This window comes from Autumnicola musiva (genome assembly GCF_031846585.1).
GTDB lineage: Bacteria > Bacteroidota > Bacteroidia > Flavobacteriales > Flavobacteriaceae > Autumnicola > Autumnicola musiva.
This window is the reverse complement of record NZ_JAVRHK010000005.1, coordinates 121,906-148,744: the sequence shown is the minus strand read 5'-3', so window position 1 is coordinate 148,744 and position 26,839 is coordinate 121,906. Positions and strand designations below refer to the sequence as shown.

16 protein-coding genes and 1 pseudogene are annotated in these 26,839 nt (G+C 39.1%); 7 read left to right on the top strand and 10 right to left on the bottom strand.

Going from position 1 to position 26,839, the window contains the following annotated elements:
- The first annotated feature begins 176 nt into the window (after nt 1-176).
- Nucleotides 177-7,124 carry an Ig-like domain-containing protein gene (locus RM539_RS08970; protein ID WP_311503057.1) on the top strand — a complete coding sequence of 2,316 codons (6,948 nt, stop codon included), beginning with the start codon at nt 177-179 and terminating at the stop codon, nt 7,122-7,124.
- A 123-nt stretch (nt 7,125-7,247) separates the two neighbouring features.
- Here RM539_RS08970 and RM539_RS08965 read toward each other — a convergent pair whose 3' ends face one another.
- The 8 genes from RM539_RS08965 to RM539_RS08930 form a co-directional block, all read right to left on the bottom strand.
- Nucleotides 7,248-7,862 carry a hypothetical protein gene (locus tag RM539_RS08965; protein WP_311503056.1) on the bottom strand — a complete coding sequence of 205 codons (615 nt, stop codon included), beginning with the start codon at nt 7,860-7,862 and terminating at the stop codon, nt 7,248-7,250.
- An 87-nt stretch (nt 7,863-7,949) separates the two neighbouring features.
- The gene (miaA, locus tag RM539_RS08960; RefSeq protein WP_311503055.1) at nt 7,950-8,870 is read right to left on the bottom strand and encodes a tRNA (adenosine(37)-N6)-dimethylallyltransferase MiaA; all 921 of its coding nucleotides are present in this window, start codon (nt 8,868-8,870) and stop codon (nt 7,950-7,952) included.
- Nucleotides 8,860-9,693 (bottom strand): ion transporter, encoded by an 834-nt coding sequence (locus RM539_RS08955; protein WP_311503054.1) that lies wholly within the window; start codon nt 9,691-9,693, stop codon nt 8,860-8,862. The genes miaA and RM539_RS08955 overlap by 11 nt, the downstream gene beginning before the upstream one ends.
- 74 nt (nt 9,694-9,767) lie before the next feature.
- Nucleotides 9,768-11,138: an exonuclease domain-containing protein gene (locus RM539_RS08950; protein ID WP_311503053.1), complete on the bottom strand. Its 1,371-nt coding sequence runs from the start codon at nt 11,136-11,138 to the stop codon at nt 9,768-9,770.
- Between the two features lie 14 nt (nt 11,139-11,152).
- The gene (locus RM539_RS08945) at nt 11,153-11,812 is read right to left on the bottom strand and encodes a YggS family pyridoxal phosphate-dependent enzyme (RefSeq protein ID WP_311503052.1); all 660 of its coding nucleotides are present in this window, start codon (nt 11,810-11,812) and stop codon (nt 11,153-11,155) included.
- A gap of 198 nt (nt 11,813-12,010) precedes the next feature.
- Nucleotides 12,011-13,246, bottom strand: a complete 1,236-nt coding sequence (locus RM539_RS08940) for a DUF1015 domain-containing protein (RefSeq protein ID WP_311503051.1) — start codon at nt 13,244-13,246, stop codon at nt 12,011-12,013.
- Between the two features lie 12 nt (nt 13,247-13,258).
- On the bottom strand, nt 13,259-14,152 hold the full coding sequence (locus tag RM539_RS08935) for a 3-hydroxyacyl-CoA dehydrogenase family protein (RefSeq protein WP_311503050.1): 894 nt from the start codon (nt 14,150-14,152) through the stop codon (nt 13,259-13,261).
- 68 nt (nt 14,153-14,220) lie between these two features.
- Nucleotides 14,221-15,180 (bottom strand): Gfo/Idh/MocA family protein, encoded by a 960-nt coding sequence (locus RM539_RS08930; protein ID WP_311503049.1) that lies wholly within the window; start codon nt 15,178-15,180, stop codon nt 14,221-14,223.
- 116 nt (nt 15,181-15,296) lie between these two features.
- On the opposite strand from RM539_RS08930, the gene RM539_RS08925 reads away from it, so the two are divergent.
- Nucleotides 15,297-15,959 (top strand): protein-L-isoaspartate(D-aspartate) O-methyltransferase, encoded by a 663-nt coding sequence (locus RM539_RS08925; RefSeq protein ID WP_311503048.1) that lies wholly within the window; start codon nt 15,297-15,299, stop codon nt 15,957-15,959.
- A 104-nt stretch (nt 15,960-16,063) separates the two neighbouring features.
- On the opposite strand, the gene RM539_RS08920 is transcribed toward RM539_RS08925, so the two are convergent.
- Entirely contained in the window at nt 16,064-16,828 is a 765-nt protein-coding gene (locus RM539_RS08920; RefSeq protein ID WP_311503047.1) for a DUF481 domain-containing protein, read from the bottom strand.
- Between the two features lie 173 nt (nt 16,829-17,001).
- A pseudogene (locus tag RM539_RS20040) lies at nt 17,002-17,232 on the bottom strand (TolC family protein); the annotation flags it as partial.
- Between the two features lie 287 nt (nt 17,233-17,519).
- On the opposite strand from RM539_RS20040, the gene susR reads away from it, so the two are divergent.
- The 5 genes from susR (at nt 17,520) to RM539_RS08890 (ending at nt 26,802) form a co-directional block, all read left to right on the top strand.
- Nucleotides 17,520-19,250: a SusR family glycan utilization regulator gene (susR, locus tag RM539_RS08910; protein ID WP_311503045.1), complete on the top strand. Its 1,731-nt coding sequence runs from the start codon at nt 17,520-17,522 to the stop codon at nt 19,248-19,250.
- Between the two features lie 323 nt (nt 19,251-19,573).
- Nucleotides 19,574-22,507, top strand: a complete 2,934-nt coding sequence (locus RM539_RS08905; RefSeq protein ID WP_311503044.1) for a SusC/RagA family TonB-linked outer membrane protein — start codon at nt 19,574-19,576, stop codon at nt 22,505-22,507.
- Nucleotides 22,508-22,529: 22 nt separating this feature from the next.
- Nucleotides 22,530-24,125 (top strand): RagB/SusD family nutrient uptake outer membrane protein, encoded by a 1,596-nt coding sequence (locus tag RM539_RS08900; protein ID WP_311503043.1) that lies wholly within the window; start codon nt 22,530-22,532, stop codon nt 24,123-24,125.
- A 16-nt stretch (nt 24,126-24,141) separates the two neighbouring features.
- Complete coding sequence (locus RM539_RS08895; RefSeq protein WP_311503042.1) at nt 24,142-25,281, top strand: SusE domain-containing protein; 1,140 nt, start codon at nt 24,142-24,144, stop codon at nt 25,279-25,281.
- A gap of 63 nt (nt 25,282-25,344) precedes the next feature.
- Complete coding sequence (locus tag RM539_RS08890; protein ID WP_311503041.1) at nt 25,345-26,802, top strand: alpha-amylase; 1,458 nt, start codon at nt 25,345-25,347, stop codon at nt 26,800-26,802.
- Nucleotides 26,803-26,839 lie beyond the last annotated feature (37 nt).

The following is a 26,839-nucleotide window of genomic DNA, read 5'->3' as shown; positions in this document are numbered from 1 at the left end:
CTGAAAATATACTTCTTATTTTTATATAGCAGGCGAAACCTTAACAAAATCGCCTTTACCACTTCTCTCTCTATACGTATATTAGCGGTTTAAGGATATACCCTAAGCCCCAAATGTTTAGCGCCAATTCCCCTACAAAATTGAGCTCTTGCAGAATATTTCTGTATAGATATCTTATGCCCTTTTTTTTCCTGTTCTTTGCCTTTCAGCATGTAGCGGGGCAGAATGGTGTGCGTATTTCCAGTCCAGAAAATAATTTCACCCCTCAAAATCCAGTACCTCTTACTTTTGAATTTGATCAGCCGATTAACTATTTTGAAGAATCTGATGTCAATATTGCTGGGGGAACTTTATCTAATTTCTATATAGAAACGCCAGATTTCTCTCGTATTAATGAGTTTTATATAAATGACTTTGGTTTAGGTTTACCTGATGTGATTTCCGGGGGTTACGAGGATAAATTAAACAGTATTCCTATAGCTGTTGATGTAAATAGCAGGGACGAAATCTTTATTCTCACCTTCGGGAATGGTATTAGAAAGTATACTTCAGAAGGTATAGAGGAAATTTTTCCTGTTGATGGAAATGAATTTGATTCACCTTTGGATATTGCTATAAATAGTAATGATGAAATTTTTGTAGCAGATAATGGCGCAAGAAAAATATATGCCTTTTCAGAAGATGGTATTCCATTATCCGCTAAAAATTTGGGATCAGGTTATTCCGGAACTGGTAGAGATTCGTTCTATGGTCCAATGGGATTGGACTTTGATTTAGATGATAACTTATATATAGCAGATTATTACAATGGTAATAATGCCGGAGTTGTTGAACGAAGTCGGGTAAAAATTTATTATTCAAATGATGAATTTTACGAGTTTTACGGGAGGTCGGATAACGATAAATTTGATACTCCATACCGGCTAACATTAGATAACCAAGGCTTACTATATGTAGCTGATCTGGGAAGAAATAACGGGCGGGTGCAGGTTTTTGACGTGAGTGAGCCTAAGACTGCAATTTATGATGAGCGAAGTGAAGTTTTCCAAGATAACATAGATTCACCCGGTAGTATCGCAATAGATAATTATGGTTTTGTTTACATTGCCGATTTTGGTGATGATATTAATATAACAGATATCCTCAATCTCGAAGGAACTAATCCATTTGACATTCTAGCAACATTAAACAATATTAGCGGGGGAACTTTTGATGTTAAAGTTTTTGATTCAAATTTCGGTTACAGGGACGCTATTTCAAATAATGTAAATTTACCCTTAGATTTGGCTTTGGATCGTTGTGGAAGGTTATATGTAAATAATGCTACTATAACAGGATCATTCTCCTATAATTTTGAGTTTGATCTAGAATTCTACAACCGCCTTCCCGATACTTTTACTGCTGAATTAACTATTAATAACCAATGTGAACCAGCAACTTTAGATATTCCGGCTGGAGTGGCATCCAATATAGATTGCGAAGATAACTCGGCCTCTAATGATTTTTCTATTATCTGGGACGAAACACCTCCTGAAATTTCCTGTTTTGAAGAGGATTTTTTTCAAGACAGCGGATATGAATTACCGGAATTTTATAATCTTAATGAATTTGATGCTTCCGATAATTGTGGAGGAACTTTAACTTTTCGGCAAAATCCATCGGCTGAGCAGATAATTACAGAAACTACGGAAGTTTCTATCATCGCAATTGATGAAGCCGGTAATGAATCAGAAGCCTGTACATTTCAAGTAATTATTGAAGAAGAAATTACACCGAGTTTTTCCTGTACCGATCAAAATGAAATTTCGGCTTTAGCTTTGGGTGAAGATTGTAATTATGAAGAAACAGATTTTACTACTTATTTAAGCGAATTTGAAAATTTCGAGAACGAGCCGTTTTTTGAAGAGTCAATTAGTCGCAACGGAGACATTCTAAACGTGGAAATTAATGTTTATGATGGAGAAGGAGGGAGTTTTATTGGCGATTGCAATTTTGAGGTTATTTTAGATGATGTAACAGATCCTTCGGTTTCCAATTGTCCTACTCCTGAGCCGGTAATACTGGCTCAAGGAGAGACCTATAATTTGCCAAATTTCATCCCCAATATTTCCGCAGCAGACAATTGTGATGATGACTTAGAAATAATTCAGGATCCACCGGCAAACACTCCTATAACAGAAACATCAGAGGTTACCATTACAGCAACAGATGATGCCGGTAATGAAGGTACCTGTACATTTATGGTGGCTGTTGAAGAAGAGGAGACACCACCTATAGCCAATTGCAACGATCAAATTGTTTATCTGGATGAAAACGGACAGGCGCAAATTAGTGCGGAGGAAATTTATGGTTCAGATCCGGACCTAAATAATGTAATTTTAAATCTTAGTCAGGCAAGTTTTGACTGTTCGGATGCCGGAAGTGATGTTGAGGTAACACTTCGGGTGACGGATAAGCAAACAGGTTTGTTTTCTGAATGTCTTGCTGTAATCACAGTTACAGATGATAAAGATCCGGAAATAGAGTGTGCTGAAGATAAGGAGTTTACCATAGATTTTGGAGAAACAGGAAGAATTGTAGATTATGATGAACCAACCTTCAATGATAATTGCCAAAATTCCAGCATAGTTCAAACAGAAGGTCCTGCTTCCGGAGAAGTTTTCTCCGTAGGAAATACAGATGTAACCTATGAGGTCACAGATGCTTCAGGAAATACCGCCAGATGTACATTTACAGTAACTATTACTGAAAATATTGATTTAGAGGCACCCGTAATAAATTGTCCGGAAGATATTATTGAAAATTCAAACCCTGGTATCTGTGGTGCGCCGGTGACTTATGAGCTTCCTGAGATTTCAGATAATTCCGGGGAAGATTTAACTCCTGTACTTACCAGTGGTTATGCTTCCGGGGAAACTTTTCCGTTAGGAGAAACAGAAGTTAAATACCGGGCAACGGATGAAGAAGGTAATTCTGCAGAATGCAGTTTTCTCGTAACAGTTACAGATAATGAAGATCCCGTAATAAACTGCCCCAGCCCAAAAATGGTAAATATCAATCCGGAAGAAGGTTTTACCGTTCCTGATTACCGGGGAGAAGTAGCAGTTTCCGATAATTGTACTTCCGAAGAAGAATTAAGGCAAAACCTTATACAGACTCCTGCACCTGGAAATGTGATTTCTGAAAATCAGCCGATTATCTTTACCGTTACAGATGCTTCAGGAAATATTGAAGATTGCAGTTTTTTACTTAGCTTAGGGGAAGAAGAGCAGCCACTTGAAATTAGCTGTCCCGCAGCCCAGGAGAATAACTTTGGCGAAAATTGTCTATTTGAGGTGCCAGATTATACAGTGGCATTGCAGCAACAATTTCCACAGGCAGAATTTTCACAAATGCCTGAAGCCGGAGCCTTTATTTCCTCCAGTACCGCTGTTACTATTTTTGCCACGCGTGATGATGAGAGCGATTCCTGTACTTTTCAACTTAACCTTCAGGATTTAACTGCACCGCAGGTTTCGTGTCCTGCTCCCCGAATACTAACTTTTGATCCTGCAGTTGGTTTTGAGGTGCCCGATTATCGTGATGAATTGGAAATTTCAGATAATTGTACTTCCGAAGAAAATCTTATTATCACCCAAACTCCTAATCCGGGGGATATTATTTACGAAAGTCAGCCGGTTATTTTTACTGTAGAAGATTCTTCAGAAAATACGGAAACCTGCAGTTTTCAGCTTGGTTTAGAGGAAGAAGAGCAGCTGCTGGATATAGTCTGTCCGGGAACTCAGGAGGAAATGTTTGACGAAAACTGCCAATTTGAGGTACCCGATTATACAATAGCATTGCAGCAACAATTTCCGCAGGCAGAATTTTATCAATCTCCTGAAGCGGGAAGTATAATCACCACTCCCAGTGATATCATATTTATTTCGGCAGATTTAGGAGACCAGAGTGATTCCTGTACGTTCGTTCTTAACCTTACAGGCAATAATATTCCTGTTGTAAATTGTCCCGCCCCGAAAACGGCAATTTTCAACCCTGAAGTGGGTTACACATTGCCCGATTACAGGGATGAGCTTGAATTTTCAGAAAATTGTACTTCAGAAGAAGAGCTTACTATAGTTCAAACTCCTGCCCCGGGAGATGTTATTTCTGAAAGTCAGCCGATTTCTTTTACGGTGACAGACGCTTCAGGAAATGGCGATAATTGCAGTTTTCAACTTAGCCTTACAGAGGAAGCAACAGATGTTCCGCTGGAAATTACTGACTGTCCGGGACCGCAGGAGGGCAGCCTCGATGGATATTGCACTTTTACCATTCCCGATTTTACAGATGAGGTTACTACAAACATTCCTGCCAGTATAACGCAGTTGCCAACTCCCGGCTCCTCAATTTACGAGGATACGCGGGTAACGATGATCGCTACAACCACTATGGGCGAGACCATGAATTGTTATGTAGATATTAGCCTGGATATCTCGCTGCCAGATGCGCTTAACTGTCCGCCGGCTGTTGAAGAGGCAGATTATGACCCTCAGTTAGGCTATATTATTGGCAGTTATCTTACCCGTTACAACCTGGATTTTTGTGACCGGAATTTTACCGTTACGCAAACGCCGGAATTTGCTACGCCAATTACTGAAGATACTCCTGTAAATATTACCGTGAGCGATGCCAACGGAAATCAGGTTTCCTGTGATTTTATGGTTACCGTACCGGGAGATAATCCGGAGGGATTGGTGGCAAGGGATAATGAATATTTTGTTGAAGACAATACAGAATTGTTTCTAGCTCCTGAAGGAATCGGAATTTTGGCTAATGATGATTTTAATGGATTAGGAGTTCCTCAAATTGAAATAATTAAACCTTCTGAGGGGACATTGGATATGAGCCCCAATGGTTCTTTTTCTTATAAACCTGCAGAGGGTTTTACAGGACAGGATTCCTTTACATACCGCCTGAATGACGGTGAAAATACTTCTGGTATCGCGACGGTGCTTATCAATGTTCCCGGGGAAAATATGGCACCTGTGGCAAATGACGATTCTTATAATACAGAACAGGGAGTGATTCTTGATGTAGGATTTGAGGATGGTGTATTGGCAAATGATGTACTCTATGGTGATAACACTTATGAGGTGGTTAGTATTGAAGGAGTGAGCAATGGTTCGCTGCTGCTAAGAACTGATGGTTCTTTTGTTTACACCCCTCATCCAGATTTTTCAGGCGAAGAAAGGTTCACCTATCACCTCACCAATGATGAAGGCCAATCTAATATCGCCACTGTGACTATTAATGTAAACCAGGTAATCCTAAATAATGCCCCGGTAGCTGTTCCTGATGAATACCAGGTAGACCAGAACCAAACCCTGGATGTGTCTGTATCCGGTTATTTGGAAAATGACTACGATCCTGACGGCGAAGCTATCTTTGGACGCATTGTGAGAAGCACCGAAAACGGATCACTTGGATTTAGTACTAACGGTGCTTTTAGCTATATTCCAAATTCCGGCTTTACAGGGATAGATTCCTTTACATATTATGTAACCGACAGAAGGGATGTTTCTGAAACAGTTACAGTGACTATAACCGTAAATTATGTGCCACCTACTGCCCGTAACGATAATTATGTAGTGCAGCAGGGGGAAACGCTTGAGGTGAATGCCGCCGATGGACTGCGGGCTAACGATGAAGATCCTGACGGGGACAACCTTGTAGTTTATGAAGTATCTTCTGTAACCAACGGTTCTCTTGATTTACTCCCTAACGGCTCGTTTACCTATACGCCCAATCCCGAATTCTCCGGCGAAGATAGTTTTACCTATTATGCCAGTGACGGGGAAGGCGAATCCAATGAAGCTACAGTTACAATCACCGTAATACCCAATGATGCCGATGATTTTATAGAATGCAGGGAAGTAATTATGGTTGAGCTGGATGAAAATGGCACTGCCGATGTCACCCTATCAGATTTGTATGTTTTAAAATCTGATAATATAAATGTTACTGCGAACAATCTGGGATTTGATTGTTCCGATCTCGGAAATAATAATTTTATAGAACTTACTTACTCCGGAGCTTTGAATGGTAGCTGTAGCATAGAAGTTGTATTGCAGGACAATATTGCTCCTGTGGCAAATTGTGTGAATAGTATGGATCTAACACTGGTGAACGGCACAGCAGTTCTTACTGCGGAAGAAATTAATCTTAACTCTTCCGATAATTGCGGAATTACCAGCATGAGCATTGATCAGACAAATTTCTCTACAGCAGACGCTGGAGAAAATATAGTTACACTTACCGTAACCGATGCTTCAGGAAATACTGATAGCTGCCAGGCCATTGTGACTGTAAGCGGCAATAATGATGGTGGTAATGTAAGCTGTGTAGATGATATAATACTGGAACTGGATGAAAATGGTGAAGCTGTTATTAACATTAACGATGTTTACACTGGAAATCCACAGGGGGAACTAAGACTTAGCCAAAGCCTTTATACCTGTGCAGATATTGGAGTGAGCAGGCAAAGATTTTATTATACCGAAAACGAACAGGAAAGCTTTTGTGAATTTTCGGTAACCGTAGTAGATAATATCGGCCCGCAAGTAGAGACTGGCACTATAACACTTCAGCTAAATGAAAATGGGCAGGCTACGATAACCGAAGAAATAATTCGGGAGTCGCTTAATATTACAGATAACTGTTCCGGTGAAATGGAGTTCGAATTTGCGCCTTCACGTTTTACCTGTAAAAATGTTGGAGAGAATAATGTTGAAGTAAGGGTGGCCGATGAAAGTGGAAACAGCACAACCGTTAATATTTCGGTATTGGTGGAAGCCGCTCCCGGCCTTTGTGAGCCGAAAGAGTGGGATTTTATCCGGGTATATCCAAACCCGAACAATGGGCGATTCAAAGTCAGTGCGCCTGCAAATGTAATTATTGACAAAATTCTTGTTTTCGACATGCGAGGCAGGTATTTGCTTGAAAGGCAATTTAAGGAGGAACAACCAGGGCAGGAGTATAATATGGATATTGGAGAACTGGAGACAGCAGTTTATATTCTGCAAATATTTACCACCAAAGATGGGCAGGAAGACATAAAAATACGCAGGATAATCTATCGGTAGGCCGGTATTTCCCATTTATATAAGAGCGACTGGAAAGACAAATTAAAAACCATTGTAATAAAACCCTGCGTTATACGGTGTAAGAGAAGCGTGGTATTATTTAAAAGTAGCAGTTACGGATTTTTAATTAATCCTGTATGTTAATCCTAATTGGATTAACATACTTATATCTTCTCCTGCAATTTGCCATTTTTCCCTATTTCTTAAAGAATTAATTGGATCAGTCCACATGAGGTTTGGTTCAATCTGGAATGAGAAATTTTCATTAATCTTTCTATTTAAAATCCCACTAATATTAATACTCAAATAGGTACTTTCTATATTATTTATGGAATTTACCAGGTCTGGCTTAAATGTTTGGTTTGTATATCCCAAACCAAAATTATATCCTGAATTCCATTTACTATTACATTTTAAATGTTCAAGTAAGATCAAAGTTGTTAGTGATGTAACTTCGCCATTAATATTATAATTAAGACCCTTCCAGTTACTTCCCCTAATTCCGGCATTCAAATACTGAAGTCTTAATTTAGCTCCAAAATATTTGTCAGACTTTGAATATTTTAAATCTACATAAGAACTAAGAGGAGTGGAGTAATCAATATCTATTCCATCATCTAAATTTTCTACCAGGTAAGCTGTTCCAGAACCTATTCCGAAACCTAATTCAAAAGTTTGAGCTTTCCCTTTAGTAAATGACAAAAGTACAAAAGTAAGGAGTAAAGTAATTTTTTTCATATTTCTATTTAAAGCTTATCGATTGAATGTTTACCAACAAAATATTAGCTATTATTCTCCATTTAAAACATTATTTCTAAGTATAATTTACCCCTTTCTATTTTTTATCTCCTGTTCAGCATAAATTAGAATATTATCGAGAGGTTCGGTGATATCAAACCATTTAATGTTTTTATCTTTTCTAAACCAGGTGAGCTGTCTTTTGGCGAAGCGGCGGGTATTTTTTTGAATTTCGGCAACGGCTTCTTCCTGGGTAACTTCTCCTTCTAAATGCTGAAATAATTCTTTATAACCTACCGTGTTGAGCGCGTTTAAATGACGCCTGGGATAAAGATTTTTAGCTTCCTTTAATAGGCCGGCTTTCATCATTTTTTCTACACGCAGGTTAATACGTTCGTAAATTTTTATTCTCTCTGCAGTAAGCCCAATTGAAATAATATTAAAATCTCTATGTGTTTTTTTCTGTTTCAAAAATGATGAATAAGGTTTACCCGCGCCAAGAGAAATTTCCAGTGCACGAATCAGACGGTGCGGATTTTTAAGGTCTGCCTTTTTATAATATTCAGGATCTGATTCTTTTAATTTTTTCTGAAGCACCTGTATGCCTTCCTTTTCCAAAATGGAATTTAGATTTTCCCTGATTTCCGGATCAACTTCAGGAAAATGGTCTAAACCGTCAGTAATGCTTTTAGTATATAATCCACTGCCGCCAACAAGAATTACCACTCTGAGTCTTTTGAAAAGTTCTTCAATCCTCAAAACTGCATCACGCTCAAAATCGCCAACCGAATAATCTTCTTCCACAGAAATATGCTGAACAAAATGATGAGGTGCAGCGGCCAGTTCTTCTTTTTCCGGAACTGCAGTGCCAATTTTCATCTCTTTAAAAAACTGCCGGGAATCTGCCGAAATAATTTCAGTTTCAAAATGTTGGGCAAGTTTAATGGCCAGGGCGGTTTTACCAATAGCAGTAGGCCCTACTATGTTAATCAGGAAATTATTCGGCATTTAGTCGGTTTCCGCAGTTATGGCAAAATTCGGCTTCATTTAAATGATCCTGTTCATTGCAGACGGGGCAATGCTGTGTATTGGTGTTTTTATGTGCCCCGTCGGCTTTATTAAATTCTGAAGTGACTATCCCGGTAGGAACTGCAATAATCCCGTAGCCGGTAATCATTAAAACGGAAGCTATAAATCGGCCCAGGGGTGTAACCGGTGCAATATCACCAAACCCTACCGTGGTAAGGGTAACAATACACCAGTAAATACTAAGAGGAATATTACTAAAACCTCCTGTTTCTCCTTCTATGAGGTGCATTAACGTGCCGGTAATTACACAAATAATTACTACCGCAAACAGGAAAACAAGAATTTTTGCACGGCTGTTTCTAAGTGCTTCCATTAAGCGATTGGATTCGCCAATGTAACGGCTAATTTTTAGTACCCTAAAAACCCGAAGCAGCCTGAGGGCCCGTATGGCAAATAATAAGTTGGCGCCTCCCATAAAAAAACTCAGGTAACTCGGCAGGGTGGAAAGCAGGTCCACAATTCCGTAGAAACTAAAAATATAAGCCTTTGGGCGTCTTATGCTAATGATTCTCAGGATGTATTCTACTGTGAAGATTGCGGTAATCACCCATTCTGCCCAATAAAATTCCGTGGCGTACTGTACATAAAGCTCTGTCACACTTTCCATCATTACCAGTGCCACGCTAATCAGGATGATCACCAGTAAAGCAATGTCAAAGATTTTTCCGGCCGGAGTATCCGCTTCATAAATTACTTCATGCAGTCTGGCTTTCCAGTCTCGTTTTATAGATTGGTGTTTCAAATTGTTCTGATTAGGAATAATTCAAATTTAAAGAAATTCCCTGAACCAGTACCTGTTTTTAAAGAAAGTGAAGATTAATCTGTGGGAGTAAACTCTACAATTTTGAGTTTTTTATTTTTTCGCAGATAATTTTGGATAATGTGTTGAGTATCCCTGTTGTTTTTCATAGGGGTAATAATAGACCGCACGATCTCGGGATTGTTGATCTGGTGATTTAGGTTAAAGTACCCCATGCCTTTAAACTCTCCATCCTCAATAAGGAGCACGCTTTTTTCATCCACTTCACGTCCCCTGTCAATAACGAGCATATTCTGGCTGTGATAGGAATATTTATTGATGAGGTTCTGGACCCTTTGGTTATATTCTTCCACGCTTTCTTCTTCCACACAAGCACCCTGGCAATCTTTAATAGAATGTTTAAAACAATTTCCCGTGCCTTTTTCCAGTCCGGAGAGACGTTCACACAGCTGGTTTTCTTCCACCCAGTTAGTTAGCAAGGTCCTTGCCTGGCGCATATTAGTGAAAGTGGTAATATTAGCCCTGCCATTAGCCCTGCCAATTTTTAAGTTGATATACCCATTTTCATCAGTATGATGATAAAGGGCATGACTAAAAATATTTCTTTTTAAAGCTTTATTAAATTTAGGCTTATTGCGCTTAATTTCGTTATTCTCTTTTAAAAGGGCAAAAAGTTCATTACCGGAGGCTTCAAAAGAAATTGAAGCTACTTCTTTTTGAATCTCTTTGGCCTTATGATGTTCATTGGTGAAATGCTGGGTAACGCGCTTTCGTATGTTTTTACTCTTGCCAATATATATAATTTCACCGTTTTCATCATGAAGATAATACACGCCTGTAACCGAGGGAAGTTCTTCTAAAAGATAAACAAGTTTTGTATCCAGGTTTTTCTTTGGCTCCAGCCTTACATGGTTTTTAACAATATCTTTCTCAACATCTTTTGCGAGCAACATCTTAAACAGTTTCACAGTTGCCTGGGCATCTCCGCTGGCACGGTGACGACCACTTAAGGGAATTCCCAGGGATCGCACAAGTTTTCCCAGACTATATGAGGGAAGATCTGGAATAAGCTTTTTGGAAAGTTCTACCGTACAAAGGGATTTGCGTTCATATTCAAAGCCCAGCCGGCGGAATTCTGTTCTTAAAATACGGTAGTCAAATTTGGCATTATGGGCAACAAGAATACAATCTGTAGTAATTTCCACAATTCGCTTCGCCACTTCGTAAAATTTCGGGGCGTTACTAAGCATATCGTTATTAATCCCGGTAAGTCCAACCACAAAAGGCTGGATAGTTTTCTCAGGATTAATAAGGCTTATAAACTGGTCTACGACTTTAAGGCCGTCAAATTTATAAATGGCAATCTCGGTTATTCCCTCTTCATTATACTTTCCACCTGTGGTTTCTATGTCTAAAACTGCGTACAAAAAATTCCTCCTGTTTAATTATAATTCCGTTCTCCAAAAATACTACTTCCAATCCTTACCATAGTCGTGCCACAGTCTAAAGCAATTTTATAATCGCCGCTCATTCCCATAGATAAGGTGGTAAAATCTTTGTTTACCGCGGCAACTTCATCATACTTATTTTTAAGAAATTGGAACTCCTGTTTTATCTGCTCTTCATTATTGGTAAGGGTAGCCATGCCCATTAAACCAATAACTTTTACATTTTCCATTTCCTTATAAGCGTCTGAAGCCAGGATTTTATCTACTTCAGCAGCATCCATCCCGTATTTACTATCTTCTTCAGCAATTTTTACCTGTAGCAAACATTTTATCACCCGCTCGTGTTCTTTGGCTCGTTTATCTATTTCCTTAAGTAATTTAAGTTTATGCACGGCATGAATCAAACTAACGTAATGCGCCATATATTTTACCTTGTTGCTTTGTACATGGCCCACCATATGCCACTCAATATCCTTTGGCAGTTCTTCCCACTTATCAGTCATTTCCTGAACTTTGTTTTCTCCAAAAATCTTTTGTCCGGCATTATAGGCTTCCATAATATCTTCACTGGGTTTAGTTTTGGAGATAGCCACCAGCTTTACGTTTTCAGGTAATTCTTCTTTATATTTTTTAATTTTTGCTGAAATATCCATAGTTTAATCTAAAACTTTTTGATTATCCGTAATAATGTAAGGTTCATTATGCTGAACTAATTTCAGCATTTATTCCATCTATTGAAATTATTCTCCAGCCTGTTAAAATCTTAAAACTCCTTTTTGCGTAAGGATTTTATGTAAAGTTTAGGCGGCCCTTCAAAAAATTTAAAGTTACAAAAGTTCAATTTAAAACTTTCAGAATTCATAGATGGTCAATCCGCTTCTTAATTTTGGTTCTATATAGGTACTTTTTGGAGGCATGGTAAGCCCTTCATCTGCCACTGCTTTAATTTCTGAAATATCCAAAGGCATCATTCCAAAACCTACTGTAAATTCTCCCGAATCTACTTTTCCTTTTAGCTCCAGTACATCTTTTTTTCCGGGCATATAAGATATACGTTCATCGGTACGCGCATCTTTAATGCCCAAAATTGGCTTTAATATCATGCTATACAAAATAGAGGGATCCAGGCTGCTTAGCGTATTGGTAAAATTATAACTTGTTTTTCGCAGGTAAAGTGCATAAAACTCCCCATCAAGATACATATTAAAATGATGCTTTTCTGAAGGTTTAAAAACCTGGAGTCCGCGATTTTCAATTCTGAAATGTTCATCGAGCAGCATCAGGAATTCTTCTTTTGAATGGCCGTTAAGATCTTTAACCAGTCGGCTGAATTCGTAAATTTTTAGGTTGCTTTCAGAAATAAAATAACTCATAAAGTTATTGTAGGATTCCTTCCCCGTATGCCCGTTGTTGTTTTTCGCATTTTCTTCTGAAAGGAGAAAAGAAGACGAGCAGCGGTGATGCCCATCAGCAATATAAATTTTTTCCATTTTGGTGAAAAATGCAGAGATAGCTTCAATTTTTTCTTCATTATCGACCTTCCATAAATAATGCATTTCCCGTTGCCGGGTGGCAAATTCATACTCCGGGGTTTCTTCCATTATTTCATTCAGCAGGCTTTGCAGGGCTTCATCATCTTTATAGGTAAGGAGCACGGGTTCTGTATTAAAACCAACCGTTTTTAGGTAATCTTTAAATAAGATTTCCCGGCTTTCAATGGTGTCTTCATGCCGTTTGATTACCCCCTTTTTATAATCTCCTGCACTGGCCGCGGCGATGATTCCGCAGCAGGAAAGATCACGGGTTTCCATCCTGTAAATATAAAAACAGGGTTTTTCATCCTGGATAAAAGTATCTTCTTCCTTAAATTCCAGGTACCGGTTCTTAACCAGCTGGAACTTATCTGTTCCCGTGATTTTATGCTGAAACTTATATCCCGGGTTCAAAATGTGCAAAAATGAATAGGGATTATAATCCAGCCGAGCCCTTAATTCGGCCTCGTTATATTCTTCATAGGGGCGGGAAGCCACCAGTCCTGCCATTGCCCTTCGCGGCCTTACCGCCCTAAAAGGAATAATCTTCACCAAATGCTTCGGGTTTTATTTTGAATCAAATTGAGAAGAAACTTTCTCGGCCTTCTTACTTTCAGAATAATCGTAAAAACCTTCCCCGGATTTTACACCGAATTTTCCTGCCCTAACCATATTTACCAAAAGCGGGCATGGTGCATATTTTGGATTTCTAAAGCCATTGTGCATTACCTCCAAAATTGAAAGGCAAACATCAAGGCCTATAAAATCGGCTAATTGCAGCGGTCCCATAGGATGTGCCATTCCCAGTTTCATCACCGTATCTATTTCGTAAACTCCGGCCACGCCATTGTAAAGCGTTTCAACGGCTTCGTTAATCATAGGCATTAAAATACGATTAGCCACAAAGCCGGGATAATCATTAACTTCCACAGGAACTTTATTTAGCTTTTCTGAAAGTTCCATAATTGTTTTGGTCACCTTATCGCTGGTGTTGTAACCGCGAATTATCTCCACCAGTTTCATTACCGGCACAGGATTCATAAAATGCATCCCGATCACCCTCTCCGGATTGGAAACCACGGAAGCGATTTGCGTAATGGAAATAGAGGAGGTGTTGGAAGCAAGAATGGTATCTTTAGAACAATTGCCGTCCAGTTGCTGGAAAATTTTAAGTTTCAAATCTTCATTTTCGGTTGCAGCTTCAACAACTAAATCCACATTTTTTACTCCGGAAGGAATATCTATTTGCTGTGTGATATTGTTCAGCGTTTCTTCTTTCTGGGCCTCAGAGATTTTTTCTTTGGACACCATGCGATCCAGGTTTTTGGAAATAGTATTAATACCCTTGTGAAGGTTTTCCTTTGAAACATCTATAAGCTGAACTTTACATCCAAATTGTGCGAAAGTATGGGCGATTCCATTCCCCATTGTCCCTGCACCTATAACTGCTATATTCTTCATATTCTTTTGAATTGTATATTTTAAATTTTGAATGAAAACTTTTCAGTCTTCACTTTACACTTTTTAAACTAGAAATTCGCGATTACCTGATTGGCAATTTTCAAAGCTTTTGCGCCCTGCTCTAAGGTTACCACAGGTTCTGAATCATTATTAATGGCATCGGCAAAAGTTTCCAGTTCCTGTAAAATGGCATTGTTTGGAGCAACATCCGGATTATCAAAATAAATCTGTTTTTTTACTCCTTCGGCATTCTGAAGGATCATGGCGAACTCATCAGGATTTTCAGGTACATCTTTCATCTTTACCACTTCGCATTTCTTCTCCAGAAAATCCACTGAAATGTAAGCGTCCCGCTGAAAGAACCTGGATTTCCTCATGTTTTTGAGCGAAATCCTGCTGGCGGTGAGGTTGGCCACACAACCATTTTCAAATTCAATCCGCGCATTGGCAATATCGGGCGTGTCGTTGATTACCGAAACTCCGCTGGCGTTTATGCTTTTCACTTCAGATTTTACAACACTTAAAATAGCATCAATATCATGGATCATTAAATCCAGCACCACGGGAACATCTGTTCCACGCGGGTTAAATTCCGCCAGGCGGTGGGCTTCAATAAACATGGGATTTTCTATACGCGAAACTACCGACTGGAAAGCAGGGTTAAACCGCTCTACATGCCCAACCTGGCCCTTTACATTGTGTTTTTCAGCAAGCGCAATAAGTTCCTGCGCTTCTTCAAAAGTATTGGTGATGGGTTTTTCAATAAAAAGATGTTTTCCTTCGGAAATTACTTTTTTGGCAACTTCAAAATGTGAAAGAGTGGGAGTGACCACGTCTACAACATCAACTTTTGAAATAAGATCTTCAAAACTGGCAAAATCGGTATAACCGAATTCTTCCTTTACTTTTTGTGCATTTTCCTTATTGGCATCGTAGAATCCTACCAGTTCGTATTTTTCAGATTGATTAAGTAGTTTTAGATGGATTTTTCCCAGGTGACCGGCACCCAGTACGCCTACTTTTAGCATAGTTTTCAGGATTTAGCACAAAAATACTATTTTGAGAATAAATACTTTAAAAGATTCTGTTATAATCCCTGCTGTTTTTGTTTGTTGGCAATGCTAATATTTGTCTAATTTTACAATTGAAAAAATTACTAACATTGCTCAGGGATAACTTCAGACATAAAGGAAAAAGACAACAACTTGTAAATATTATTAAAGAAAAAGGTGTTACCGATAAAAAGGTTCTGGATGCCATTAATACAATTCCCCGGCACCTTTTTATGGATAGCAGTTTTGAAGATCATGCCTACCAGGATAAGGCATTTCCCATTGCTGCAGACCAGACCATTTCTCAACCTTATACGGTAGCATTCCAGACTGAGCTTCTTGAAATTACCAGAGAGGATACGGTTTTGGAAATTGGTACGGGCAGTGGTTACCAGACTGCCGTGTTGTGTGAGCTGGGAGCAAAAGTTTACAGCATTGAGAGGCAGCGGGAATTGTACCGCAAAACCAGCAAATTTCTTCAAAAAATTGGCTATCGCCCAAAACAGCTAAGTTTTGGCGACGGCTATAAAGGTTGGCCCGAATATGCCCCTTTTGATAAAATAATTGTGACTGCAGGAGCACCATTTTTGCCTAAAAAACTACTGGGACAGCTTAAAATAGGAGGTAGGATGGTGATACCTATAGGGAAGGATGTACAGATCATGACCATGTTTACCAGAAAATCTGATACCGAATTTAATAAAAAAGAATTCGGGAATTTCAGGTTCGTACCTTTGCTGGAGGATAAAAACTAGGAATAAAGTGTTAATTTTTTATAGAGGACCGCTTGACTTTTGCTGAAAGTTTAAACCTTAAACCTCTCATTTCTTTAATTTACAGGAGAAGAATCCAGTAAAGCTTATAAACTAATACCCACACCAATATTAAGGTTTGAAGTGTACTCGTTGGTATTTAACGGTGTTTTACTGTCAAAGTAATAGTTGTAAAGAGCGAAAACCTTAAACCACTTGGCGAGAGGTATGTCCAGCCTGAATTGTTCCAGTAATCTGTAATCTTTGAAATTTTTATAAAGGGGCTGGTAGTAAAAAGTATTGGCTATAGAAAAGCGGCCGGATTCCGGAAAATAGGAAAGGCTAATATACGTGCTGTTCCGGTGGTTGTATTCCGTACTTTCTGCCTTATCGCTATATTCTATTTCATACATATAGCTGTTTCCCGCATATCCATTGAAGTACTTCCTGTCCATCCATTTTACCCGAAGTCCAACCCCAACAAGGTTCCTTTGTTTCACAACCAGGAGCTCGTTGTACTGTCCCTGTAAAAAGGACTCCAACCTAAGCAGGTTATTAAATTTATAATTAAACCTGCCATGCAGGAACCAGGATTTTTGAAGGCTGTTGCCATCTGTATCTATTAGCTGATAATTGCCCAGCAGGAGATAAGTTTTTTTAAGGTCCTTTGATTTTACCTGGGTGGTGAGGGTTCCGTCTATTTCATTTACCTGCGTACCGTCGTTATTGGTATAATCAAAAGAAAAATCGGCATTAAGGGCAAACTTTATTGAGTCGGTCTGCATTCGTTTCGATTCAATATTCACCAGCTGCGCCCAACCCAGGCCTGGAATTATTAGGAATAGTAGTATTGATAAAAATTTGCGGATCATCCTGCTTTTTTAAAAGCAAAGTTAATTGATTTTAGTACGATTAGATTCTTCAGGCCAATTTTATCCTTAGCCATTGAGGGCTTAATTCCCGGGCTTGCCACGAGTTGTTCATTAAAAAACCCTCAAAATCCGTGGATTTTGAGGGTTAGGCAACTCAAACAATAAAGAAAATTTTAATTCCAGCCGCCGCCCAGTGCCTGGTACATATTTACCACGGCATTCAATTGGTGCATTTTGGTTTCTATAAGATCAAATTTTGATTCTAAAGCATCACGTTGAGTGAGCAAAACTTCCATATAATCTGCTCTGGCAGACCTGAAGAGATTATTGGAAATCCTAATTAAATGATTTAAAGCCTCAACTTCTTCCTCCTTCAGAAGATAACTTTTCTCCAGATCGTTCAGTTAGCCTAAGAAAATTTGGGTTCTCATTTATATCCAATTACTCACAAAGGGAAATTTATAGGAGGTAAGAGAAGAAGGCAAGCAGGAAAGCCACCTACAACTCCAAATACTTATTTGTTGAATATCAGAATTTTTAACTAATATTTTTTAACAGAAGATGCTGAGATGCTGATATCATATTTAAGCCAATTTTAAAGTTTATAGAAAATAATCCTAATTTTGCACATAATTGAAGAATTGACTATAACCCCTATCAGCCATATTTTTTCTTTTTTCTACTTTTTAGCATGTACCAAATAAAGCAGTTTTTCTTTTTCTTATCACGGCAATACTGGAAAAAATCTCCGCCCCTTTTCTTTAAAATTGTCTGTTTTCTCTTTGTATTTCTAAATTCAACAGGAGTTGTTGGGCAGGAAAGAGAGGTGCTCCAGGAACTCCTGAAGGCAATAGAAAATACTTCTGAATATGATGCGGCCAAAATGCAGCGTATTAATGAACTTAAAGTGGAGCTGAAGGAGCAGACAGCCATTGAACTCCAGCAGCGGTTTGATCTCAACCGGGCTTTATTTTATGAATACCGAATTTTCAAACAGGATTCAGCATTCAAATATGCACTTATAAGCAGGGAACTCGCAGGAGAACTGGGTGGCAAACGCTTGCAGGCAGAGACTACACTTGATCTTGCCAATGTTTGTGTTTCTGCAGGAATGTTTAGGGAAGCTCTGGGATATCTGGACACAGTTGCACTTGATGACCTTCCGGAAACTACCAGGTTTACCTATTTTGGCTTGTTGGGAAGATGCTATACCGATATGGCAGAATATAGCAGCATCTCTTATTTTTCCCGGCGTTACGAAGAGACAGCAGAAGATTACCATCAAAAAGCACTTTCTCTTGCACAACCCGGTACATGGGATTATATCATGCTGGAGGGTTACCTGAAATATAAAAACTCCAGATTAGAGGAAGCATTGGAAGGTTTGCTTCCGCTATTGGAAAAAAATCAAAATATAAGGGCCCAGGCAGTGATAAATTCGGTTCTTGGAGATATTTATGCAAAAATGGACAATGAAGAAAAGGCTATATTTCATTTGTCTCGGGCTTCAATCGCAGATATAAAATCATCAGCAAAAGAAAACCTGGCAATGATTCGCCTGGCAGAATTTCTTTTTAAAGAAGGAGAAATTAAACTCGCTTCGGAATTTATAAAAAAAGCCAATCAGGATGCGGAAAGTTACGGTGCACAACAGCGTAAAATCAGGGTTGGTGCTATACTGCCGCTAATTGAGGAACAAATTATTGAGCAGGTAGAATCACAAAGGCAACGGTTGTACAGGCAAAATATTATGCTTTCCATTTTGCTGATTTTTGTGTTGATACTCGCAATTATCACTTATTCCCAGGTGAGGCGGTTAAAAAGAGCACGAAAGGCACTTGTGGAAGCACATCATGCCCTTCAGGTAAAGAATGAGCAGGTAATTCATGTGAATGAAGAAATAAACCTTAAAAATGAAGAGCTGAATAGTGTTAATAATCAATTACTGGAAGCGAATAAAATTAAAGAAGAGTATATCGGCTTTTTCTTTACTCAGGATGCCGATATTTTTGAAAAATTTAAAGAGTTTAAAACGCGGATTGAGGAAAACCTGAAAAAAGAAAACCTCAACGGAATAAAATATCTCGTTAAAAGTTACGACCTAAAGCGGGAGAAAAAGAAATTACTTCAGGATTTTGATGAAGCCTTTATAAAATTGTTTCCAAATTTCATAGAAGAATTTAATTCCCTTCTAAAAGATGAAGAAAAAATAGAAATGAAGGAGGGGCAAATCCTGAATAAGGAGTTGCGCATTTTTGCATTGATTAGATTAGGAGTTACGCATAACGAAATTATTGCGCAAATTTTAGGCTATTCTGTAAATTCCATATACACATATAAGACAAAAATCAGGAATAAATCTTTCCTTGATAAGAAGGATTTTGACCAGATGCTTCTCAATAATACCCGTCTTAAGCTTTAAAATCACCATTTTTACCATATTATTTTCTATATATAAGAGGTTGTTTTTTATTGCATAAACTATTGTATTATAGTGTTTTAGTGTCTAATTCACCTCTTTATTTTCTATATGAAATTCCTAAAAAGTTATTACAGCTCTTAATTTCTTCAATTTTGTAGTGTCTGTGAATTATCGATCAATTCAGATACTTCTTACCCGCTTTTGAAAGCTAAATAAGTATTATTTACGGATAAGTTTATCTGGTAAGCGAAAACGTTTTCAGCTTAAAAACTGTGGGAAAGAGTAAAAATTAAAGTCAAAATTATTAAATGAATAGGAAATTTATGAGAAAATTATTAAATAGTTTATGGCTGTTGCTTTTTATGCTGCCAATAAGCTTTTTTGCCCAAAATGTGGTAAGCGGGGTGGTAACAGAAAGTGCCACAGGACTTCCTGTCCCGGGAGTAAATGTGGTAGTACAGGGAACCAGTAATGGTACTACTACAGATTTTGATGGAAATTATACTATTGAAGATGTAGCTGAAGGTGATGTTCTTGCTTTTTCTTTTCTTGGTTTTGCTACCGAAGAAATTCCTTATGAGGGACAATCTACTTTAGATGTGCAACTGGAAGAAGACCAGGCTACACTGGATGAGGTGGTATTAATTGGTTATGGTGCAACAACAGAACAGGATGCTACCGGAGCTGTGGAGAAGATTTCTCCAGATGAATTCAACCAGGGGGCTGTAGTTTCACCCGAGCAACTTATTTCAGGTAAATCTGCGGGGGTTCGTATTACCTCCAGTGGAGGTGCTCCGGGAGGTGGCGGTGAAATTAGGATTCGTGGTGGTTCTTCATTATCGGGAAATAACTCTCCTTTAATTGTTGTAGACGGGATTCCGCTGGACCAGCGGGGTGTGCAGGGCGTTAGAAACCAATTAAATTCTATTAACCCCAACGAAATTGAAGATTTTGTGGTTTTAAAAGACGCAGCAGCTACTTCAATTTACGGGTCACGTGCTTCCAATGGTGTGATTTTGATTACCACTAAATCCGGAAAGAAAAATGCTGATTTAAGAATAGATTATGATATTAAGGCTTCTGTAGGAAGTAATACCAATAAAATTGATAATCTAAATGCAGAGCAGTTCCGTAATCTTATTCAAAATGAACCGGGTACAGATCCTTCTTTATTAGGAAATAACAACACCGACTGGCAGGACCAGATTTATCAAACTTCGGTAGGAACCATTAACAACCTTACTGTAACCCAGGGGTTCGATAATTTTACTTATCGGGTGAATTATAACCATACACGGCAAACAGGGGTGTTGAAAACCGATTTGTATGAGCGTAATGCACTAAACATTGCCTTGAATCAGGATTTATTTGATAACAGCCTGAAGCTTAGCCTTACTTCAAAAGGAATTATAGATGCAAATGATTTTGCCGATGAGGGTGCAATAGGTGCAGCAGTTGCTTTTGATCCTACACAACCCGTATATGATAACTCTCTTCCATTTGGAGGATTTTATGAGTTTAGCAGGGTAAACAGTGAAGGGGAAATAGTGCCTTTAAACCAGGCCACCAGAAATCCATTGGCATTATTGTTACAAAACGATGCAGAGGGCGAGACGAAGAGAAATATTACCAATTTTAACGTGGAATATCGTTTTCCATTTCTTAAGGAACTAAAGTTTAATGCCAATGCCGGTTTTGATTATGCTGAAAATGAAGGTCACAATAGAAGGCCATTTAACTCTGCGGCGGTAACAAATGTTGAAGCTCCGTATGAAGAAGTTTATTCCGGAATTAACCGGAATGTTTTGCTTGACTTCTATTTTAACTATAAAGATGAAGTAGAAGCTCTTGATACCGAGATAGACTTAACGGCAGGACATTCTTATCAGGAATTTTTTATAGAAAATCGTACAAGGAGCAATCCTAATGATAATATAACCGAAACTTTTGACGTAAACAGAAATTCCCTGGAGTCTTATTTTGCAAGAGCAAGTTTTGATATTGCCAATAAATATCTTCTTTCAGCAAGCTACAGAAGAGATGGTTCTTCAAGATTTTCAGAGGATAACAGGTGGAGTAGCTTCCCTTCAGCATCTATCGGGTGGAAGATTCACGAAGAGAATTTTTTGCGGGATTCGGGAATTTTAAACCAGCTTAAGCTAAGGGCAGGTTATGGAGTAACCGGTAATCAGGAAATTGGACCTAATTATGGTTATGCAGGTATTTACACCCCAAGTATTTCAGGGGCACAATACCAATTCGGTAATCAGTTTTATAATACGCTGAGGCCTGAAGAATTCGACCAGAATTTAAAATGGGAAGAGCTGCAAACTTTTAATGCAGGGATAGACTTCGGATTTTTGGATAATAGACTAAGCGGTAGTGTAGATGGATATTACCGGGAGACCAAAGATTTGCTGGCTACTGTACCGGTGCCTGCCGGTGCCAACCTTTCTGACCTGTTGGTGACTAATGTTGGTGAGACAGTTAGTAAAGGTATTGAAGTGGCTTTAAATGGATCCCTGGTAAGATCGGAAAATTTTAACTGGGACGTGAATTACAATATTACTTTTCAGGACCTTGAGATTACAACACTTTCTTTAGGAAACGATCCTAATTTCTTTATCCCTCAGGGAGGTATTAGCGGGGGTGTTGGAAATAATATTCAACTCTGGAAAGCCGGCTATGATCCAACAACTTTCTTCGTCTTTAGGCAGGTTTATAACGAAGCAGGCCAGCCAATTGAAGGAGCATATGTAGATGTAAACGGTGATAATGAAATTAACGAAGCGGATAAGCAGCCGTACAAAAAAGCTTCTCCCGATTATTTCATGGGTTTTACCAATACCATAAATTATAAGAATTTCGACTTCAGTTTTACCTTCCGCGGAAGTTTCGGGAATTATGTGTACAACAATGCCCAGTCCAGTAATGGCTTTATTACAGCAGGAACGGTAACCCCACAAGATTACTATGCTAACCTGAACGCGAATGTTTTGGAAAGCAATTTCCAAAACAGTCAGTTCTTTTCAGATTACTACATCAGAAGTGCCGATTTTGTGAAATTGGATAATATTTCTTTGGGCTATTTTATTCCGGGGAATAAAATAGACGTACGGGCTTCCTTAACAGCTACAAACGTTCTGACTATAACCGAATACGAAGGTCTGGACCCGGAAATCCCTAACGGAATAGATAACAATTTCTATCCAAGATCAAGAAGTTTTGTGCTTGGTTTCAATTTTCAGTTTAAATAATATCAAAAAATAACTTACAGCTATGTATAATAAATTTAAAATAGTTTTCCTGACCATTTTTGGCCTTGCCATAATTTGGTCCTGCGAAGATGAATTGGATTTGCAGCCGGAGGATAACCGGGAATCTGCAGAGTCGGTTTTTGAAGATCCGGCAGCGTACAAACAATTCCTTGCAAAATTATATGCAGGTCTGGCTGTTAGCGGTCAGGAGGGACCGGCAGGTAATCCCGATCTTGCGGGTCTGGATGAAGGCTTTTCTCAATATTTGAGGCTGTACTGGTCTATGCAGGAATTAACCACAGATGAGGCGGTTATTGGTTGGAATGATGAAGGTATTCGCGATTTACACGCGCAAAACTGGACATCGGGAAATCCTTTCATCAGGACAATGTATTCCAGATTATTGTATCAGGTAGGACTTACCAATGAATTTTTAAGACAAACTACTCCTGCGCTTTTGGATTCCAGGGGAGTGAATGAAGATATGAGAGCCAATATTGAAACATACCGTGCTGAAGCAAGGTTTTTAAGAGCTCTCAGTTACTACCATGCTTTGGACCTCTTTGGAAATCCTCCATTTGTTACTGAAGAGGATCCTATTGGAGCATACCTTCCGGAGCAAATTGAGCGAGCAGAACTATTCGATTTTATTGAAACGGAGCTGCTGGATATTGAAGATGATCTTATTGCTGCAGGTCAGAATGAATATGCCCGGGCAGACCAGGGAGCATTATGGATGTTATTGTCCAAGTTATATCTAAACGCAGAAGTTTATATAGGTGAAGATCGGTATAGCGAAGCAATAACTTATACCGAAAAGGTGATCAATGCTAATTATCAACTTGTCGACGATTACGAGAGATTGTTCCTTGCAGATAATAATACTAACGGCGCCCAAAATGAAATTATATTTCCCATTGCTTTTGATGGGCAAAATACCCAATCCTATGGAGGAATGGCCTTTATAATTCATGCAGCCATAGGAGGAGATATGGATCCGGGAAACTATGGCGTAAACAGCGGTTGGGCTGGACTAAGAACAACATCTTCCCTGGTAGATAAGTTTTCTGATGGCGCAGACGCTGAAGATAACCGTGCTTTGTTCTTTACGGAAGGTCAATCCAAAGAAATTAATGATATTGGTAGCTTTACCGAAGGCTATGCGGTAACCAAATTCAAAAATATAGATACAAACGGGGAGCAGGGATCTGATTCTACCGGTGAATTTCCGGATACCGATTTTCCTCTATTTCGTCTTGGAGATGCCTACCTGATGTATGCTGAAGCTAATCTCCGCGGAGGTGGTGGAAGTATAGATAATGCCGTTGCATATATAAACCTTCTTAGGGAGCGCACTTATGATGATGAAAGCCAAAATATTTCAGCGGCAGATTTGACCCTGGATTTTATTATCAACGAACGTGCCCGTGAATTGTACTGGGAAGCGCACCGAAGGACTGACCTTATCAGGTTTAACAGGTTTTCAGAAAATGGAATCTGGCCCTACAAGGGCGGAGTTCCACAGGGAACTACTACTGAGTCTTTTAGAAATCTAATGCCAATCCCGGCATCAGATCTAGGTGTGAACACCAACTTAACCCAAAATCCCGGATATTAATTTTAAAAAAAACAAAATGAAGAAGCTTTCTATTTTCTTATTAGCGATAGTCTCCTTTGCAGGTATTAATGCCTGTTCAAGTGATGATGATGTGGTGTTTGTTGCACAACCCGACACTGAAGGAATTGCCTTTACAAGTTCAGTAGCAAACAATTACGTATTAACAGCGGCAACGAATGATAATGTGGCTGAAAGATTTGTATGGAACGATGTAGATTTTAGCACTCCTACAACAGTTACTTATGAAGTTCAGGGTTCTGCCAGCGAATCTTTTGAAGATTTTATCGTTGCCGGTACCACAAGGGAGAATAATATGGCTGTAAATGTTGCGACTTTAAGAGACCTGGCCGAGGATGCAGGTTTAGATAATGATCCTACCACACCAGAACCTAGCACGGGAATCATTTACTTTAGGGTGCGGGCTTATGCCGGTAACAATGGAGGGAACACCCTGGAACAAATATCAGGACCTGTTGTCTTAAACATTACCCTTCCTGAAGCTGAAGGTGAGGAAGATGAGGACCTTCCAAAATTATACGTAGTTGGAAATTTTCTCGCGGCAAGTGGATATGGAACAGACTGGAGCGCGACCGATGGGGTGCCTATTGCTGCTGAAGCCGAAGGAAATACCGCTTATGAAGGATTTGTTTATATGAACGTTGATGCCCCTCAGTTCAAAATTTTACAAACGAATGAAAATTTTGATGGAAATTTAGGAGATGCAGGAGATACGGACGGAGTTTATACAGGAACACTTGAAAGCCCGGGTGTTAATGCAGGAACACCAGATGGTACCGGTGGATATTATTTGGTATCTGTAGATACTGAAGCGCTAACTTATGAGCTTACCGAAACCAGCTGGGGCGTTATTGGTAATGCAACCCCATCAGGTTGGGATAGTGATACAGATATGACTTATGATCCAGCTACCCAAACATGGAGCGTCACCTTAGATCTTACCGAACAGGAAGCAACAGAAAACGGATTCAAATTCCGTGCTAATGATGCGTGGACTCTAGATTTAGGAGATACCGATGCTGATGGTTCTTTAGAGTTTGCAGGGGATAATATTGGTGTACCGGAAGATGGAAATTACACTATTACCTTAGATCTAAGCAATCCAGGACAATACAAGTATTCTATTAGTAAAAACTAAACATCAGGAGTCCGTTAAAAAGTGCAATAATCTTTTTAAACGGACTCTTCTAATTTGATTAGAATGAAATATAAATTAATAAATCCATTAAGCTATCTGCTTATTTTGGTCATATTCTTCAGCTGTTCTTCAGATGATGACGCTATCACTTCAGAAACAGATGATGGCCCGGTTATAGAACAGCCAGATACCGCCACGCCTCTTAATCTTTCAGAATATGACAATGGCAGCCGTGTAATGATGCAGGCATTTTATTGGGATGTAGAGCCAAGATTTGAGTGGTGGAATACAATAGCAGATGAGGTTCCTGGATGGGCAGATGCCGGTATTAACCGTATCTGGCTTCCACCGGCAACCAAAGGCCAGAGCGGGCAATATTCTATGGGCTACGATATATCCGATTATTTTGATTTTGGGGATTATGAGCAGCACGGTACTGTAGAAACCCGTTTTGGAAGCCGTGAAGAACTGGAGAACCTTATTGCTACCGCGCATGAAAATGATATGGAAGTAATTGCAGATATTGTTCTAAACCACAACAGCGGTGGTGGGCTGGAATACAATCCTTACCGAGGGTACGATACCTACACGCTTTTTGATGAAGAGCATGGCAATGCTTCAGGAATGTTCAATAGGAATTATGAATATTTCTACCCCAACAGCGTAAGCGATTATGATAACGGGAGCTTGTTTTATCCTGAACAAAATTTAGATCACCACCGGGAATATGTTCAAAACTGGCTTTGGGAAGATCAAAATTCTGTAGCCAAATACTACAAAAACGTCATGGGCTTTGATGGCTGGAGGTTTGATTACGTATTGGGCTTTGAATCTTTTGTAATCAAGGACTGGCTGGACGAAGTTGGTGGTTTTTCTGTGAGTGAACTTTGGGATGCCGATGCAGATTTAATAAGAGAGCATATTGAAGAAACAGGAAGCAATGCTTTCGATTTTTCTGGATTTTACAGGATGGAGCAGGCTTTTGAAAGGTATGAAGACCTCAATTACCTTACCCGCGACCAGGTTTGGCAAACAAATCCTGATAAAGCGGTAACTTTTACCGCAAACCATGATACCGAAAAAGATGGTAATATTGATAACTATCTTGAAGCTGAAAACAAACTCAAGGCTTATGCTTTTATAATGACTCATCCCGGTTATCCAACCGTATTTTATCTGGATTATGAAAATGAGGAATTCCAGGAAGAAATTCAGCGGCTTATCAGCATTCACAACACGCTGGCAACAGGAGACCTGGAAGTGCTATATGTAGATAACGATGAATATATCGCTAAAAGAGGTGGTAATGAAAATAATCCCGGCCTCATTGTTTACATCACTACTAACGCTAATATTAAGAGAAGGGAAGTGGAAACCACCTGGAACGATATGGAACTAATGGATTATTCTGAAAATACCACTTACCGTGCTTCCACTAATGAAGAAGGTGTGGTAATGCTTGAGGCCCCGGCCAACGGCTACGCTGTATGGTCAATTATGGAGGAAACTTCAGCAGAATAAATTTTTAATACAAAAGAAAAATTAAGTATAATGAACA

Excerpts from the sequence above, each read along its gene's own strand:
- RM539_RS08900 (WP_311503043.1), top strand. The coding sequence starts at position 22,530 with ATGTATAATAAATTTAAAATAGTTTTCCTGACCATTTTTGGCCTTGCC.
- RM539_RS08905 (WP_311503044.1), top strand. The coding sequence starts at position 19,574 with ATGAGAAAATTATTAAATAGTTTATGGCTGTTGCTTTTTATGCTGCCA.
- RM539_RS08930 (WP_311503049.1), bottom strand. The coding sequence starts at position 15,180 with ATGCTAAAAGTAGGCGTACTGGGTGCCGGTCACCTGGGAAAAATCCAT.
- susR (WP_311503045.1), top strand. The coding sequence starts at position 17,520 with ATGTACCAAATAAAGCAGTTTTTCTTTTTCTTATCACGGCAATACTGG.
- RM539_RS08890 (WP_311503041.1), top strand. The coding sequence starts at position 25,345 with ATGAAATATAAATTAATAAATCCATTAAGCTATCTGCTTATTTTGGTC.
- miaA (WP_311503055.1), bottom strand. The coding sequence starts at position 8,870 with ATGCCGAATAATTTCCTGATTAACATAGTAGGGCCTACTGCTATTGGT.
- RM539_RS08970 (WP_311503057.1), top strand. The coding sequence starts at position 177 with ATGCCCTTTTTTTTCCTGTTCTTTGCCTTTCAGCATGTAGCGGGGCAG.
- RM539_RS08965 (WP_311503056.1), bottom strand. The coding sequence starts at position 7,862 with ATGAAAAAAATTACTTTACTCCTTACTTTTGTACTTTTGTCATTTACT.
- RM539_RS08945 (WP_311503052.1), bottom strand. The coding sequence starts at position 11,812 with ATGGATATTTCAGCAAAAATTAAAAAATATAAAGAAGAATTACCTGAA.
- RM539_RS08920 (WP_311503047.1), bottom strand. The coding sequence starts at position 16,828 with ATGATCCGCAAATTTTTATCAATACTACTATTCCTAATAATTCCAGGC.
- RM539_RS08935 (WP_311503050.1), bottom strand. The coding sequence starts at position 14,152 with ATGAAGAATATAGCAGTTATAGGTGCAGGGACAATGGGGAATGGAATC.
- RM539_RS08895 (WP_311503042.1), top strand. The coding sequence starts at position 24,142 with ATGAAGAAGCTTTCTATTTTCTTATTAGCGATAGTCTCCTTTGCAGGT.